The organism is Pseudoxanthomonas indica (assembly GCF_900167565.1).
GTDB lineage: Bacteria > Pseudomonadota > Gammaproteobacteria > Xanthomonadales > Xanthomonadaceae > Pseudoxanthomonas_A > Pseudoxanthomonas_A indica.
The window spans coordinates 1,202,372-1,218,354 of the sequence record NZ_FUZV01000002.1 but is presented as its reverse complement, the minus strand read 5'-3'; the positions used below and the strand labels follow the sequence as shown (position 1 = coordinate 1,218,354).

13 protein-coding genes are annotated in these 15,983 nt (G+C 66.9%); 8 read left to right on the top strand and 5 right to left on the bottom strand.

Annotated features, from left to right (window positions below):
* Nucleotides 1-1,851, bottom strand: coding sequence for a ferrous iron transport protein B (feoB, locus tag B5X78_RS16300; RefSeq protein ID WP_079725742.1), 1,851 nt, complete (start codon nucleotides 1,849-1,851; stop codon nucleotides 1-3).
* Nucleotides 1,848-2,096 (bottom strand): FeoA family protein, encoded by a 249-nt coding sequence (locus tag B5X78_RS16295; RefSeq protein ID WP_079725740.1) that lies wholly within the window; start codon nucleotides 2,094-2,096, stop codon nucleotides 1,848-1,850. The genes feoB and B5X78_RS16295 overlap by 4 nt, the downstream gene beginning before the upstream one ends.
* A gap of 112 nt (nucleotides 2,097-2,208) precedes the next feature.
* Between B5X78_RS16295 and B5X78_RS16290 the strand changes: the two genes are divergently transcribed.
* The 7 genes from B5X78_RS16290 (at nucleotide 2,209) to yeiP (ending at nucleotide 10,677) form a co-directional block, all read left to right on the top strand.
* Nucleotides 2,209-3,012, top strand: coding sequence for an enoyl-CoA hydratase-related protein (locus tag B5X78_RS16290; RefSeq protein WP_079725738.1), 804 nt, complete (start codon nucleotides 2,209-2,211; stop codon nucleotides 3,010-3,012).
* 82 nt (nucleotides 3,013-3,094) lie between these two features.
* Nucleotides 3,095-5,086, top strand: a complete 1,992-nt coding sequence (locus tag B5X78_RS16285; RefSeq protein WP_079726237.1) for an acetyl-CoA carboxylase biotin carboxylase subunit — start codon at nucleotides 3,095-3,097, stop codon at nucleotides 5,084-5,086.
* Complete coding sequence (locus B5X78_RS16280) at nucleotides 5,083-5,730, top strand: hypothetical protein (RefSeq protein WP_079725736.1); 648 nt, start codon at nucleotides 5,083-5,085, stop codon at nucleotides 5,728-5,730. Before B5X78_RS16285 ends, B5X78_RS16280 begins: the two co-directional genes overlap by 4 nt.
* Nucleotides 5,727-6,620, top strand: coding sequence for a hydroxymethylglutaryl-CoA lyase (locus tag B5X78_RS16275; protein ID WP_079725734.1), 894 nt, complete (start codon nucleotides 5,727-5,729; stop codon nucleotides 6,618-6,620). Before B5X78_RS16280 ends, B5X78_RS16275 begins: the two co-directional genes overlap by 4 nt.
* Entirely contained in the window at nucleotides 6,617-9,217 is a 2,601-nt protein-coding gene (locus B5X78_RS16270; RefSeq protein WP_079725732.1) for a sensor domain-containing protein, read from the top strand. The genes B5X78_RS16275 and B5X78_RS16270 overlap by 4 nt, the downstream gene beginning before the upstream one ends.
* A gap of 71 nt (nucleotides 9,218-9,288) precedes the next feature.
* A complete protein-coding gene (locus B5X78_RS16265) occupies nucleotides 9,289-10,059 on the top strand; it encodes an SDR family NAD(P)-dependent oxidoreductase (RefSeq protein WP_079725730.1) in 771 nt (256 codons plus the stop codon).
* 51 nt (nucleotides 10,060-10,110) lie between these two features.
* Nucleotides 10,111-10,677: an elongation factor P-like protein YeiP gene (gene yeiP / locus B5X78_RS16260; protein ID WP_079725728.1), complete on the top strand. Its 567-nt coding sequence runs from the start codon at nucleotides 10,111-10,113 to the stop codon at nucleotides 10,675-10,677.
* Between the two features lie 107 nt (nucleotides 10,678-10,784).
* On the opposite strand, the gene B5X78_RS16255 is transcribed toward yeiP, so the two are convergent.
* From B5X78_RS16255 to B5X78_RS16245, 3 genes are all read right to left on the bottom strand, one after another.
* A complete protein-coding gene (locus B5X78_RS16255; RefSeq protein ID WP_079725726.1) occupies nucleotides 10,785-12,758 on the bottom strand; it encodes a DUF7844 domain-containing protein in 1,974 nt (657 codons plus the stop codon).
* Nucleotides 12,759-12,763: 5 nt separating this feature from the next.
* Nucleotides 12,764-13,063, bottom strand: coding sequence for a DUF2388 domain-containing protein (locus B5X78_RS16250; protein ID WP_079725724.1), 300 nt, complete (start codon nucleotides 13,061-13,063; stop codon nucleotides 12,764-12,766).
* A gap of 83 nt (nucleotides 13,064-13,146) precedes the next feature.
* Complete coding sequence (locus tag B5X78_RS16245; RefSeq protein ID WP_079725715.1) at nucleotides 13,147-14,541, bottom strand: FAD-binding oxidoreductase; 1,395 nt, start codon at nucleotides 14,539-14,541, stop codon at nucleotides 13,147-13,149.
* A 195-nt stretch (nucleotides 14,542-14,736) separates the two neighbouring features.
* Here B5X78_RS16245 and serA point away from each other — a divergent pair, with 195 nt between their 5' ends.
* A complete protein-coding gene (gene serA, locus B5X78_RS16240) occupies nucleotides 14,737-15,978 on the top strand; it encodes a phosphoglycerate dehydrogenase (RefSeq protein WP_079725699.1) in 1,242 nt (413 codons plus the stop codon).
* Nucleotides 15,979-15,983 lie beyond the last annotated feature (5 nt).

Below are 15,983 nucleotides of genomic sequence, written 5' to 3'. Positions count from 1 at the left end.
TCAGCCCGCGCCCAGCGCCTTGGCCACCTGGTAGGTGACCAGCGAGGCCAGATAAGCCAGCGCGAACAGATAGAAGGTGGCGAAACCCATCTGCTTCCACGAATTGGTTTCGCGCTTGATCGTCGCCAGGGTCGACAGGCACATCGGTGCGTAGATGTACCAGACCAGCAGCGACAAGGCGGTGGCCAGCGACCAGCCATCGCTGATCAGCGGCGCCAGTGCCTGCGCGGCGGCATCGTCGTCGGCCGCGGACAAGGCGTATACCGTCGCCAGCGAGGCCACCGCGACTTCGCGCGCCGCCATGCCGGGAATCAATGCAATGCAGATCTGCCAGTTGAAACCCAGCGGGGCGAATAACGCCGCCATGGCATGCCCAATGCGACCGGCAAAGCTGTAGTCAATCGCCGGGCCCACCGCGTCCGCCGGCGGCGCCGGGAACGTCAGCAGCACCCACAGCAGCACGGTCAGCGCCAGGATGATGCCACCCACGCGCTTTAGGAAGATTGCGCCGCGTTCCCACAAGCCAATCAACAGATCGCGTGGATGCGGGATGCGGTACGACGGCAGCTCGAGCAGCAACGGATGCTCGCTCTTGTCGCGGCGCCACTTCTTCATCACCCAGGACACCATCAACGCACTGAGGATGCCGGCCGCATACAAGCCGAACAACACCAGGCCCTGCTGGTTGAAAATGCCAATGTTCTTCTGCGGAATGAAAGCGCCGATCAACAACGCATAGACCGGCAGGCGCGCCGAGCACGTCATCAGCGGCGCCACCAGGATGGTGGCCAGGCGATCCCGCGGATCCTGGATCGAACGCGTCGCCATGATGCCGGGAATGGCGCAGGCGAAACTGGACAGCAGCGGGATGAACGAACGACCCGACAAACCCGCCGACGCCATCATGCGATCCAGCAGGAAGGCGGCGCGTGGCAGGTAGCCGGATTCTTCCAGCGCCAGGATGAAGGCGAACAGGATCAGGATCTGTGGCAGAAACACAATCACCCCGCCGACGCCGGCGATGATGCCGTCCACCAGCAGGCTGTTGAGCGGACCTTCCGGCAAGGTGCCGCCGACCCATTCGCCGAGGGCGCCGGCGCCGGCTTCGATCAGGTCCATCAATGGCGTGGCCCAGGCATAGACCGCCTGGAAAATCAGGAACATCACCACGGCCAAGGTCATCAGGCCGATGACCGGATGCAGCAGCCAGCGATCCAACGCGTCATCGATATGCGCGGTGCGGCGCGGCATGCTCACCGCCAGCGAGAGCAGGCGACGGGTTTCGGCATGCAGGTCGGCGCCCTCGCCCAACTGCACCTGCGGTGCATGCGGCGCCTCGGCCGTGCGTTCGATCTGCGCCACCAGCGACTGCGCGCCGTTGTGCTTGACCGCCACGGTCTGCACCACCGGCACACCCAGTTCGCGCGCCAGTGCGTCCAGGTCGATCTCGATGCCGCGACGCTGCGCGGCATCCATCATGTTGACCGCCAGGATCATCGGCTTGCCGAGTTCGCGCACTTCCAGGGCGAAGCGAAGATGCAGGCGCAGATTGGTGGCATCGACCACGCAGACCAGCACGTCCGGGGCCTTCTCGCCCGGCAGGAAGCCGCGGCAGAAATCACGGGTGATGGCTTCGTCCAGGCTCGCGGCCTGCAGACTGTAGGCACCGGGCAAATCCAGCACCGCATAGCTGCGGCCGGACGGTGCGGTCAGTCGGCCTTCCTTGCGCTCGACGGTTACGCCGGCGTAGTTGGCCACCTTCTGCCGGCTACCGGTGAGCTGGTTGAACAAGGCGGTCTTGCCGCAATTGGGGTTGCCGACCAGGGCCAGGCGCAGGGACTGGGCGCTCATGCGCTCTTCTCCAGCCGGCGTACGCGGATGCGTGCGGCCTCGCTGCGGCGCAGGGCGAACCGGGTAAAGCCCACCTGCACCAGCAACGGCTCGGCGCCGAACGGCCCCTTCGCCACGATCTGCACCTGCTCGCCATCGACGAAGCCCAGCTCGCGCAGGCGACGGGCGATATTGTCATTGGGAGCATGGTCTTCGACGGTTTCGACGATGGCCAAGGCCCGGGCGGGCAATTCGGTGAGCATCACGCGGCAACTCTCAAATGCGAACTGTTCTCGATTGTAGCATCGCCGCACTGCACGAAGGGCCGTACCGGTTGAACGGCTATCATCGCGGGACCCTTTTTGGAGGAAACGCCCGATGGCGGAATCGCCAGCGAACCAGCCCCTTGTCCGCGAACAGAATGCCGGCGTGCTGCGCTTGCGGCTCAACCGCCCGGAGCTGCACAACGCCTTTGACGCCGGCCTGATCGCCGCGCTCACCGCGGCCATCGAGGAGGCCGGGCACAACGCCAGCGTGCGGGTGGTGGTGCTGGAAGGCGCCGGCGCGTCGTTTTCGGCCGGGGCGGACTTGAACTGGATGCGCGGCATGGCCGCCGCCAGCGAGGCCGAGAACCGCGACGACGCCCTTGCCCTGGCCCGGCTGATGCGCAGCCTGGACGAGTTGCCCAAGCCGACCATCGCGCGGGTCCAAGGGGCTGCTTTTGGCGGCGGCGTGGGCCTGGTCGCCTGCTGCGATATCGCCATTGGCGTACCCGAAGCCAAGTTCGGCCTGACCGAGAGCAAGCTGGGCCTGCTGCCTGCGGTCATATCCCCGTATGTCATCGCCGCCCTCGGTGCCCGCCAGGCACGGCGCTGGTTTGCCAGTGCGGAGATCTTCGACGCCGCCACCGCGCACGCCATGGGCCTGCTGCATCAGGTGGTGCCGGTCGATCACCTCGATGCCGCGGTGACGCGCCAGATCGACCTGCTGCTGAAGGCAGGCCCTCATGCAGCGGCAGCGGCCAAGCGACTGGTCGCACGGGTGGCAGGTGGCCTGGATCGCGACGTCCTGGATGCCGACAACGCAGCGTTGATCGCACGCCTGCGCGTCTCCGAGGAAGGCCAGGAAGGCTTGAGCGCCTTCCTCGACAAGCGCGCGCCGAGCTGGATACCCAAGCCGTGATTCCGATACCGACACGACCCACCTCCACCTGCATGCATTTCCCCAACCTGATGGCCAACCCAGCGAGTTCCTCCTAATGGCGATGTTCGAAAAAATCCTGATCGCCAACCGTGGCGAAATCGCCTGCCGCATCATCCGCAGCTGCCGCCGCCTGGGTATCCGCACCGTGGCGGTGTATTCCGAAGCCGATGCCGGCGCCCAGCATGTGCGCCAGGCCGACGAAGCCTGGCCCATCGGTGGGCCGCGTCCGGCCGACAGCTATCTGCGCGGTGACGCCATCCTGGAGGTGGCCATCCGCAGCGGCGCCCAGGCGATCCATCCCGGCTACGGCTTTTTGTCGGAGAACGCCGACTTTGCCGACGCCGTGGAAGCAGCCGGCCTGGCCTTCATCGGCCCCGGCGCGGCGTCGATGCGCAAGATGGGCAGCAAGGCCGGCGCCAAGGAGCTGATGCATGCGGCCGGCGTGCCGGTGGTGCCCGGCTACACCGGCCAGGACCAGTCGCTCAACACGCTCAGCCGCGAGGCCGCGCGGATTGGCTTCCCGCTGATGATCAAGGCCGCGCACGGCGGCGGCGGCAAGGGCATGCGCATCGTCCATCGCCTGGACGATTTCGCCGCCCAGCTGGAAAGCTGCCAGCGCGAAGCGGCCAACGCCTTCGGCAAGGATCGCGTGCTGTTGGAGCGCTACATCGGCTCGCCACGGCATATCGAAATCCAGGTCTTCGCCGATCGCCACGGCAACACCCTGCACCTCAACGAGCGCGAGTGTTCGGCGCAGCGCCGCTATCAGAAGGTGCTGGAAGAGGCCCCCTCGCCTTTCCTCACCCCGGAACTGCGCCAGCAAATGGGCGATGCCGCGGTGCAGGCCGCGCGTGCGATCGACTACGTCAATGCCGGCACGGTGGAATTCATCGTCGCGCCCGACGGCACGTTCTACTTCATGGAAATCAACACCCGCCTGCAGGTCGAGCATCCGGTCACCGAGATGACCACCGGCCTGGATCTGGTGGAATGGCAATTGCGCGTGGCCGCGGGCGAGCCGATGCCGCTGGGCCAGGCGCAGATTGCCCAGCGCGGCCATGCGATCGAAGTGCGCCTGTATGCGGAAGACCCGGAAGCCGGCTTCCTGCCCGGCTCGGGCAAGCTGGAACAACTGGATTTGCCGGCGCCTGACGCGCATGTGCGCATCGACGCCGGCGTGGTCCAGGGCGATACCGTCAGCATCTTCTACGACCCGATGATCGCCAAGCTCATCGTCTGGGACGAAGACCGTCCGCGCGCGCTGGCGCGACTGGCCGATGCGCTGCGCCAGTGCGACGTGGTGGGACCGAAGTCGAACATCGCCTTCCTGGAGCGTCTGGCGCGCCATCCGGCGGTGGTGGAAGGACGCATCGATACCGGCTATCTGGACCGGCACCTGGACGAATTCATCGGCGTCACCGAGCCCGATGCCGCCGTGGTGATGGCCGCCGCCGCCGCCCATCTGCTGATGCAGGAAGCACAGGCGCGTGCCGATGCGCAGGCCAACAGCGATCCCGGTTCCCCCTGGGCCCTGGCCGATGGCTGGCGCCTGGGGCATGCCGGCCGGCGCCCGCTGGTGTTCCTGTTCCGCGAACACACCTTGAGCCTGCAGGCGCAAGGACATGCCGGCGACTACCGCATCGACTTTGACGGTCACACGCATGAGGTGCATCAGGCCAAGCTGACCGGGGACGTCCTCAGTTTGCGTATCGATCAACAAGCACGACGCTATCAAGTGCGCCCGCAAGGGGACCGCCTCTGTCTGCACGATGGCCAGCAACGCTGGTCGCTGGCGCCGGTGGCGGCCTACCGGCGAGCGGCCAGCGCCGATGCGGGGAGCGATGATCGAGTACGCGCGCCGATGCCCGGCCGCGTGGTGGTGGTCAAGGCGAAGGTGGGTGACACGGTGAGCGCGGGGCAGGAACTGCTGGTGATGGAAGCCATGAAGATGGAGCTGGCGCTGAAAGCGCCGCGCGCGGGCGTGGTCAAGGAAACGCGTGCGGCCAGCGGCGACTTCGTCGATGCCGACAGCGTGCTGGTGACCCTGGAATGAGCCCTGCCCTGCGTGTGCTGCGCGGCCTTGCCTGCCTGCTGGCCCTGCCCCTGCTGACCGGCTGCCTGATGTTCGAACGCGCGCCCGCGGACTTGAGCTGCGATCCGGATCTGGCAGGACGCTGGGTGCCGCTGCCCAACAACACTGCGCAGAACCCGCTGGGTCGCGATGACTACGCACAGGTGGACGCGAAGTGCCGCGTCACCCTGGTCGACGACAAGAACATGCAGGATCGACCGGGCTTCACTGCGCTGGGTTTCCGCCTGGACGGCAAGCGTTACCTGGCGCTGGACCAGGCCGCGATGCGCGAGTTGTTCAACGACACCAAGCCGCCGACCAAGCCGTCCACGCTGCCCGCCACGTCGGTGGTGCTGGTGAAGTACCGGATCGTCGGCGATGTGCTGGAGCTGGCCCTGGCCGACATGACCTACGTGGTCGATCAAGCCAAGACCGGCAAGCTCAAGGTGCGCGAAGCCGACACCATGGTCTATCTGGCCGAAGGCGATCGCGCTGCCATGCGCAGCCTGCTGGCCGATCACCCGGACTTGTTTGAAAGCGACGACGCCGTGCAGGAAGGCGCACCGGGCAATTCGTCCGGCCGCTACTTCCGCCTGCGTCGCGCCAGCGTGGGAGCCACCCCATGACCGACTTTGTCCGCATGGTCGAAGTCGGGCCGCGCGACGGCCTGCAGAACGAGAAGGCGCCGATCGCCACCGCCGACAAGATCGCCCTGATCGATCGGCTTTCGCAGACCGGCCTGCGCACCATCGAGGCGACCAGTTTCGTCAGCCCCAAATGGGTGCCGCAACTGGCCGACGCCGCCGAAGTGTTCACCGGCATCCAGCGCGCCGCGGGCGTGGCCTACCCGGTGCTGGTCCCCAACGAGACCGGCTACGACCGCGCCCTGGCGGTGGGCGTGCAGGAAGTGGCGGTGTTCACGGCTGCCTCCGAAGCCTTCAACCGCAAGAACACCAACGCCGGCATCGACGAATCCATCGATCGCTTCCGCCCGGTGCTGGCGCGGGCCGCCGCCGACGGGGTCAAGGTGCGCGGTTACGTGTCCACCGTGCTGGGCTGCCCGTACCAGGGCGACGTGGCGGTGGCCGACGTGGTCCGGGTCGCCCGCCAATTGCACGATCTTGGTTGTTACGAAATCTCGCTCGGCGATACCATCGGCGTCGGCACCCCCCTCAAGGCCCGCGCGATGCTCCAGGCCGTCGCCAGTGAAGTCCCGGTCTCGTCCCTGGCCGTGCATTTCCATGACACCTACGGCCAGGCGCTCGCCAACATCCTGTCCTGCCTGGAAGAAGGCGTGCGCGTGGTCGACTCGGCGGTGTCCGGCGCGGGCGGCTGCCCGTACGCCAAGGGCGCCAGCGGCAATGTCGCCAGCGAAGACGTGGTCTACATGCTGCATGGCATGGGCATCGCCACCGGCGTGGACCTGGAGAAGTTGAGCGAAACCGGCCGCTGGCTGGCCGCCCTGCTCGGCCGCGAAACCGGCAGCAAGGCGGGCAAGGCGATGGCCGCGACATGAGCGCCCCGGGCGCCGACGGCATCCAGGCGTTGGCCGCCACCGCGGCCAATCCGGATGCGCCCGTCGCGCCCGACACCCTCACCCTGCAGGCGCTGCGTCGCGCCGCCGACGATCACGGCCTACCTGCGGCCACCCGCACCCTGCTGGCCGACGCCCACCACGCCCTGGTCGCCGCCAGCGCCCGCGCGGACGCCGAACGCCAGCGCTATCGCAACCTGTTCGACGCGGTGCCGGATCCGGTCAGCATCATTGCCGAAGACGGCACGGTGATGGATCTGAATCGCGCCGGCATGCAGGCGTACCGGCGCGCGCGCGAGGAAATCGTCAACCAGAACATCAACGTGCTCAATCCGGACCTGCCGCGCGATCACCTGATGCCGGTCTGGGAAACGCTCAACCGCGGCGAAACCTACGTCATCGAAGTCACCAACATGCGTGGCGACGGCACCCGCTTTCCGGTGGAAGTGCACTCGGCCAACATCAATTTCGATGGCCGCAAATGCATCGTCGCGGTCGCCCGCGACATCAGCAGCCGCCGCGAAGCCGAACAGCGCTATCGCGAGCTGATGGAGAACATCGACAAAGGCATCGTGGTGCAGAACCGCGACATGGGCTTCCAGTACTGCAACGGCGCGGCGATGCGGATCTTCGGCATCCGCGAGGATCAGCGCGCCAGCGAGGAACTGCAGGCCGATCACTGGCGCGTGGTCGGCGCCGATGGCCGCGAACTGGCGCGTGAGGATTACCCCTCGCAGCGTGCGCTGGACACCGGCCACATGATCGAAAGCGTGCTGCTGGGCATGTACCACCGCCAGCGCCGGCAGATGATCTGGCTGACGGTCACCTCGGTGCCGCAATTCCTGCCCGGTGGCAGCACGCCGGCCCAGGTCACCTCGATCTTCAGCGACGTCACCGAACTCAAGCGCGACAGCGCGCTGTTTGATCGCGCGCAATCGCTGGCCCATATCGGCGGCTGGGAATGGGACATCGCCCGCGATCGCCTGTACCTGACCGAAGAAGCCATCCGCATCCTCGGCGCGACCTTGCCGCCCGAGAACCTGCAAGGCCTGCTGGCCTGCCTGCGCGACAGTGATCGCCAACGCATGCGATGCGCGGTGGAACGCGTGGCCCTGGGTGGGCACGGTTTCGATCTGGAACTGCAGGGCCGGCGCCATGAAGGCACGCCGTTCTGGGTGCGTGTCATCGGTGAATCCGAACCCGGCGAGCCTACCGCCTCGCGCGTCACCGGCACCCTGCAGGACATCTCGCAGGACAAGCAGGCCGAAGAAACCCTGCGCATCCAGGCGCGCACCGATCCGCTCACGGCGCTGATGAATCGCGACGCCGTGCTGACCGAGATCGCCGAGCGCCTGGCCGATCCCGAACGTGCGCAGGTGGCCGTGCTGTACATCGATCTGGACCGCTTCAAGATGGTCAACGATGTGCTCGGCCACAACGCCGGTGACGAACTGCTGGTACAGGCCGCGCGTCGCATCCGCGATGCGGTCGGCGACGACGGCATGATCGCGCGCTTCGGCGGCGACGAATTCCTGGTGGTCTGCGACGCCAGCGGCGATCACCGCCGTCCCGGCCGTCTGGCCGATGCGGTGCTGCACGCCTTTTCCGAAGCCTTCCGCTTCGACAAGGACGAGTTCTCGATCACCGCCAGCATCGGCATCGCCACCGCGCCCGATGACGGCCAGCGTCCGCAGCAGCTGATCCAGAACGCCGACATCGCGATGTACGACAGCAAGCACCGCTCGCGCAACGGCTGGCAGCTGTTCTCGCCGGAACTGGCGCAGCGCCAGCAGGATCGCCTGCAGATCGAAACCCAGCTGCGACGTGCGGTGGACAATGAAGAGTTCCGCCTGGTCTACCAGCCGCAGGTGGATCTGCGGCATGGCCGGGTGGTCGCCGCCGAAGCGCTGATCCGCTGGCAGAACCACCAACTGGGCGAACTGCGCCCGGATCTGTTCATCAGCCATGCCGAGACCACCGGCGACATCGTCCGCATCGGCAGTTGGGTCCTGCGCGAAGCCTGCCGGCAGGTGGCCGAGTGGCGCGATCAGGGCCTGGGCATCGTGCGGGTGGCGGTCAACGTGTCGTATCGCCAGTTCGTCGGCGAAGACCTGGCGGAAAAAGTCCGCGTGCTGCTACACGAGTTCGACCTGCCCGGCTCGGCGCTGGAACTGGAATTCACCGAACGGGTGTTGATCGAAGATGCGCCGGCGACCTTGCGCACGTTCAACGAGCTCAAGGCGCTGGGCGTGGTGCTGACCATCGACGATTTCGGCGAAGGCTACAGTGCGCTCAACTATCTGCGCCGCTTGCCGATCCACGGCCTCAAGCTCAGCCAGCTGTTCACCGAGGGCGTGCCGTCGAACCGCTCCGATGTGGCGGTGTGCCAGGCGGTGTCGGCGATTGCGCGCAGCCTGGGCCTGGGCCTGGTGGCCGAAGGCGTGGAGTCCGAAGCACAACGCCAGTTCCTGCTGCAGCTGGGCGTGCCGGTGGGCCAGGGCTTCCTGTTCGCCCCCGGCCTGTCACCGGACGAGTTCGCCCGCCGCCTGGAACTGCCGCTGGAGCGGGCTTCGGCCTAGGGCTTGCCCGCCGCCGCGTCGCGTCCTCGCCTGCGGTTAAAATGCCGCCTTTCCCGGCAAGAAGAATCCGCATGCAGCTTCCCGCTATCCGCGCCGTCATCACCGGCGGTGTTTCAGGCCTGGGCCTGGCCGTGGCGCAACGCCTGATCGCCGAGGGCGGCAAGGTCGCCCTGTTCGACGTCAATGACGACAAGGGCGCCACTGCGGTCGCCGCGCTTGGCGAGGCCAATGCCCGCTACTTCCGCACCGACGTGACCGACGAAGCCGGCGTGGCCGCCAATGTCGCCGCCGCACGCGAGTTCCTGGGCGGCCTGAATGCCGCCATCAACTGCGCCGGCATCCTCGGCGCCGGTCGCGTGCTGGGCAAGGAGGCACCGATGGCGCTGTCGACCTTCCAGACCACGGTGCTGGTCAACCTGGTGGGCAGCTTCAACGTGGCCAAGGCCGCGGCCGACGTGATGCAGCACAACGAGGCCGGCGATGACGGCGAACGCGGCGTGATCATCAACACCGCCAGCGTGGCCGCTTACGAAGGCCAGATTGGCCAGGCCGCCTACGCGGCGTCGAAGGGCGGCGTGGTCGGCATGACCCTGCCGATGGCGCGCGAACTGTCGCGTTTCGGCATCCGGGTGATGACGGTGGCGCCGGGCATCTTCTGGACGCCGATGGTCGATGGCATGCCCGAAGCGGTGCAGCAATCGCTCAATGCGTCCATCCCCTTCCCCTCGCGCTTGGGCAAGCCGGAAGAATTCGCCGATACCGTGGCCTTCATCCTGCGCAACCGCTATCTCAACGGCGAGACCATCCGCCTGGATGGCGCGGTGCGGTTGGCGCCGAAGTAAGCCGCGCGCCCTACTCTCTTACTCAAGACATCCAACGAGCAATCCATTCCCATGAAAGCTTTCGAAGTGAAGAAAGGCAACGTCGTCGAACACAACGGCGGCGTGTACCAGGTGCGCGATATCGAGCGCAGTTCGCCGCAGGGTCGCGGTGGCAACGTGCGCTTCCGTTTCATCATGTACAGCGTGCCCGGCGGCAACAAGCTGGACGCCAGCTTTGATTCCGACGACAGCCTGCCGGAAGTGGAGCTGCTGCGTCGGCAGGCCACGTTTTCGTACATGGACGGGGACGCGTTCGTATTCCTGGATGACGAGGACTACACGCCGTATACGCTCGATGCCAACGTGGTGGGCGATGACGCCGGTTACATCACCGAGGGCCTAACCGGCAGTTATGTGCAGGTGATCGACGAGTTGCCGGTGGCCTTGCAGTTGCCGCAGCACGTGACGCTGGAAGTGGTGGAGACGCCGCCGGAATTGAAGGGCGGCACCGCGACCAAGCGCCCGAAGCCGGCCAAGTTGAACACCGGCATCGAAATCATGGTGCCGGAGTACATCACCAACGGTGAGCGCATCCTGGTCAACACCACCACCGGCGAATTCGGCGGTCGCGCCGACTGAAAAAACGGGGTCAGAGTCCCTTTTCCCTGGTCTCGGATTCCCCCGGGAATCCGTCCGCAGGCCCCGCGGTCCATCCGCCGGTAAACGTACTCTGACCCCTGTTTTGCTCAGGGGAGCGTCGCGCTACCGGCGAGCGTGCGTACGCGTTCACCGATGGCCGCGAGGTTGGCCTGGGTAGTGTCGAGTTGCTTCGCCTCATTGTCCGGCAGCCAGCTGCGGGCGAGCTGACGCATGGCCTCGTCGCCGTCCTGCATGCGCGCGCCCGATTCGGCCAGGCGCAACTGCAACTGCTCCCGCTCCTCCCACTGCGGCAGGCCGTATCCGCTCGATGACAACGCCGCCGGCCGGCTGAGGAATTCGCTGTCACGCAGCCATTGGCGTATCTCGTTGCGGGCCTGGGTGGCGTCGCTCTTCGAGCCGCCAAGCAGTTGCCGCTTCAAGAGATCGCGCAGGCGCAGTTGTTGCCGCCGCAGCGCGGCTTCTTCCAGCACCAGCAGCGCGGCGCTGGTGCGCAGGTCGCCCTGTTCCAACCAGGGAGTCCGGCGCAGGGGAGCCTCGTCCAGCCAGGCCTGCGCGTCCTTCTGCGGCAACGCCAGCTGCGCCTTGGCGACGGCGAACAGGGTTTCGAAACGCGCGCTCATCGGTTCGAAGTAGTAGCCCTGGCGCAGCGCACGTGGGCGATCATCGAGTACGGACGGATCCGCCACGCCCGCACGTGCCAAGCGCTTGGCCAGACCGTTGGGCGTGATGCCACGCAAGTGCAGCGCCGACAGACGTGGCACGCCATCCTGCAGCAGGCGCCAGGTTTCAACCGCGCAGTTGTTGCTGACGAAGTAGTAGCGGCCGTCGTAGCTCCAGTGCAGTTGCGCGGCGCGTTCGACCAGCTGGCTGATCTCCCCGGCCGACAGGTCGAGCGGTATCGATTGCAGGCCGCGCAGTTCGGTGCGGGTGTATTCGTCGATCACCTGATCCAGCGGCAACACGAACAGTCGCGAGGGATACGAACCGGTGAGGCCGCGCCAGCTGGAAATCTGCACGTCGCCGACAAACGCGCGGAACGACAGCACCCGGTGGTGGGCCAGATCCAGCCGGCAGTCCGGTCCCGGCGCCCGACCCGGCGCGCAGATCACCAGCCGCAGCATGCTGTGGCCCCAGCGACTCATCGCCTGCTCGTTGCCTTCGGCCAGCAGGTAATCCACCGCGTACACGCGCGCCGGATCCACGCTCAGCCATTCACTGCCGCCCTGCCCGCTGGCTGGCATGGCGAAAGCCTGCGCGGCCGGGCAAGCATCCGTCGCCATCCGCGGCGCACCCAGGTGCTCGGCCAGGTAGCGCGCCATCGCCGGACGGCGGCAGGCATAACCGGGATCGAGCAGGTACCACTCCAGGTTGACCGCAAAGTACTCACTCGGCCGCTGCAGTTCGTAGGCATCCGGGCTGCGATCGGTCATGCCATTGCGATGCCCTCGCCCACCCCAGGGCAGGGGTTTGCGCGGCCAGCCTGCCAGGTCCAGAAAACGCGGTTCGCGAGAAACGCCGCCGGCGGCGGAACGGTCGAAGCGGTGGGCCAGTTCGTGGATTAGCGCGCGCACGGCGGGCGAAGCGCGCAGTTGCTCGACCGGCGCTGGGTCTTGGAAACGGGCGTCGTCACCGATGGCGATGCGGGTCGCGGAGTCGGTGTCGGACTCGCTGCCGGTGTCGGCGTCGAGGGGCCCGTCGAAGTCAGACCGGCTTCCGCTGATCTGCAACCAGCCCGGCAACAGCGATTCGTCCAGCCAGATGCGTCGGCCCGTGCTGCGCCCATGCACATCGGCCGGCAAGGCGCGCCATCCCAGTTCGGTGCGCGCAGGCAGCGCGGCGAGCAGGCGCTCGGGCAACAGGGGTTCGACGGTGTCGATAAGCGCCTGGCTGGACTGGCGCGTGTGCGCGTCCACGCCTTCGACGCTGATCTGCAGCCGTGTTTGCGCCGTGGCCGGCAGGCTGCCAAGCAGCAACAACAACAGCAGCCACCGACCGCAGCGCGGGACCGAATGATCCCGGGCAGTGGCGCCACCGCGCCATCGGCGCAGGCGGCGCGGCATCGGGATCAGCGCGCCAGGATGGCCTGCGCCAGCGCCAGATCACTGGCCTGGCGGGCTTCGGCATCGTGCTCGCGCAGGTAGCGCAGCGCGGCTTCCAGCTGCGCGCCGCGGATGCGGCCTTCGCTGGCGATGAAGCTGGCGGCGTCGTCGCGCGCCTGAAGTACGACCTTGTCGTCGTCCGAGCTGCTGCCCGAGGAGGCGGACGAACCGGCCGAGGACGCACCGGCGGAAGAACCGGCAAAGCTGCCGGCAAAGGCGGGAATCGACACGGCCAACAGGGCGGCCAGGAGCAGCGAACGGGACATTAGGAGTTGGATGACATTGAGACAGGCGGCAAGCCTACCTGCATTCGCCGGCAAACGCCTGAATCAAGCGCTGCCGGCGCGGCTCACGGGTCGAACAGCTTGCCCGGATTCATGAGTCCGTTGGGGTCCAGTACCTGCTTGATGCCGCGCATCACCGCGATTTCCGCCGCGCTGCGCGTGCTGTCCAGGTAGCCCTTCTTGACCAGGCCGATGCCGTGTTCGGCCGAGATGCTGCCGGCGTGCTGGCGCAGCGATTGCGCCAGCAGCTTGGTGACCTGCTCGCACTGGCGCACGAATTCGTCGTTGTCCAGGCCGTCGGGCTTGAGCACGTTGATGTGCAGGTTGCCGTCGCCGATGTGGCCAAACCACACCACTTCGAACTCCGGATAGGCCTGGCCCAGCAGGGTCTGGGTTTCGGCCAGGAACGCCGGCATCGCCGAGATCCGCACCGACACGTCGTTCTTGTAGGGCTTGTACGGCGCCAGCGCCTCGGTGATGCCTTCGCGCAGGCGCCATAGCTGCGCAGCCTGTGCATCGCTCTGGCTGATCACCCCGTCGCTGACCCAGCCCTGCTCCATGCAGGCTTCGAAGGCGGCCATGGCCGCCGCTTCCTGCGCCTCGTTGCCGATGGCGAACTCGGTGACCACGTAGTACGGATGCAGCTCCTCGAACGGCTTCTGCGCGCCATGCGCCAGCACATGCTGCAAGGCGCGGTCGGTGAAGAATTCGAACGCCTCCAGCTGCAGACGGCTGCGGAATTCGGCAAACACCTGCATCAGCACTTCGAAGGAAGGCAGCGCCAGCAGCATCACGTTGGTCGGCGGCGGCGGATCGGCCAGGCGCAGGCTGGCCTCGACCACGATGCCGAGGGTGCCTTCCGAGGCAATCAGCAGTTGCCGCAGGTCGTAGCCGCTGGAGTTCTTGATCAGGCCGCGATTGAGGTCGAGCAGCTCGCCGCTGCCGGTAACGACCTTCAGGCCGGCGATCCATTCGCGCGTGTTGCCATAGCGGATCACCCGGATGCCGCCGGCATTGGTGGCGATGTTGCCGCCAATCGAACACGAACCGCGGGCGGCGAAGTCGACCGGATACACCAGGCCGTGTTCGCGCGCGGCGTTGTGCACGGCCTCCAGGGCGATGCCCGGCTGCACGGTGAGGATGCGATCCACGGCGTCGAACGCCAGCACCTTGTTCATCCGTTCCAGGCTCAGCACCAGTTCGCCGTGGGCGGCGACGGCGCCACCGGACAAACCGGTGCGGCCACCGGAAGGCACCACGGCCACGCCCTGCTCGTTGGCCCAGCGCACGATCGCCTGCACTTCCTCGATGCGGGTGGGCAAGGCGATGGCCAGCGGCGCCGGCGTCCAGCGGCGCGTCCAGTCGCGGCCGTAGTGTTCCAGTTCGCTGGCTTCGGTGGTCAGGCGCAGTTCGGGCAGGGCTTGCTGCAGCGCCAGCAGGCGCGGGTCGTTGCTCGACACGATCAGTCAGGGCATCAAGAGGGGAGCGCCAGCGTGCCAGCGATGCCGGAGGCCGTCCAGCACTGAGGCGCCGCTGCTGACGTTGCGTCTGCAACCATTTGCGGACCGGGCGGCCGGGTGTGCGGCAATGCAGCATCGGCGGCCTGCTTCTGGCATAGTGCAAAGCCCCATTGCCGCTTGCCTTGCTCTTCCTCCATGTCGACCAAGAAGACCTCGTACCCCAAGCAGGACATCCGCGTACTGTTGCTCGAAGGGGTCAGCCAGACGGCTGTGGACACCTTCCGCGCGGCGGGTTACTCGCAGATCGAATTCCATGAGAAGTCGCTGCCGGAAGAAGAGCTGAAAAGGCGCATCGCCGAAGCCCACATCATCGGCATCCGTTCGCGCAGCCACCTCAGCGCCGACGTGCTGGCGCAGGCGCGCCGCCTGATTGCGGTGGGTTGCTTCTGCATCGGCACCAACCAGGTGGATCTGGACGCGGCCGAACTGGCCGGCATCCCGGTCTTCAACGCCCCCTATTCCAACACCCGCAGCGTGGCCGAACTGGTCATCGCCCAGGCGATCATGCTGATGCGCGGCATTCCGCAGAAGAATGCCGAATGCCATCGCGGCGGCTGGTCCAAGTCGGCCGCCGGCAGCCATGAGGCGCGCGGCAAGACCCTGGGCATCATCGGTTACGGCCATATCGGCACCCAGGTGGGCGTATTGGCCGAAGCGATCGGCATGCAGGTGATCTTCCACGACATCGAAACCAAGCTCTCGCTGGGCAATGCGCGTTCGGCCACCAGCCTGCAGGACCTGCTGGAACGCAGCGACGTGGTGACCCTGCACGTGCCGGAAACCGCCTCCACCCAGGGCATGTTCGGCAGCGAGCAGATCCACGCCATGAAGCGCGGCGGCCACCTGATCAACGCCTCGCGCGGCACCGTGGTCGATATCGACGCGCTGGCCGGTGCGCTGCGCTCGGGCCAGGTCGGCGGCGCGGCGGTCGACGTGTTCCCGGTCGAGCCCAAGGGCAACGCCGATCCCTTCGAGTCGCCGCTGCGCGGCATCGACAACGTGATCCTCACCCCGCACGTGGGCGGCAGCACGCTGGAAGCGCAGGACAACATCGGCGTGGAAGTGGCGGCCAAGCTGGTGCGCTACAGCGACAATGGCTCGACCCTGTCGGCGGTCAACTTCCCCGAGGTCACCCTGCCCGGCCACGACGGCAGCCGCCGCATCCTGCACATCCATCGCAATGTGCCGGGCGTGCTGTCGCAGATCAATGAAATCTTCAGCCGCCTGGGATTGAACATCGACGGCCAGTTCCTGCGCACGGATGCCAAGGTCGGCTATGTGGTGATTGACGTGACCGCTTCGGAAGAACAGGGCGCCGAGCTGCGCGAAGCCTTGTCCAACATCCCGGGCACGCTGCGCACCCGCATCCTGTTTTGATTTCG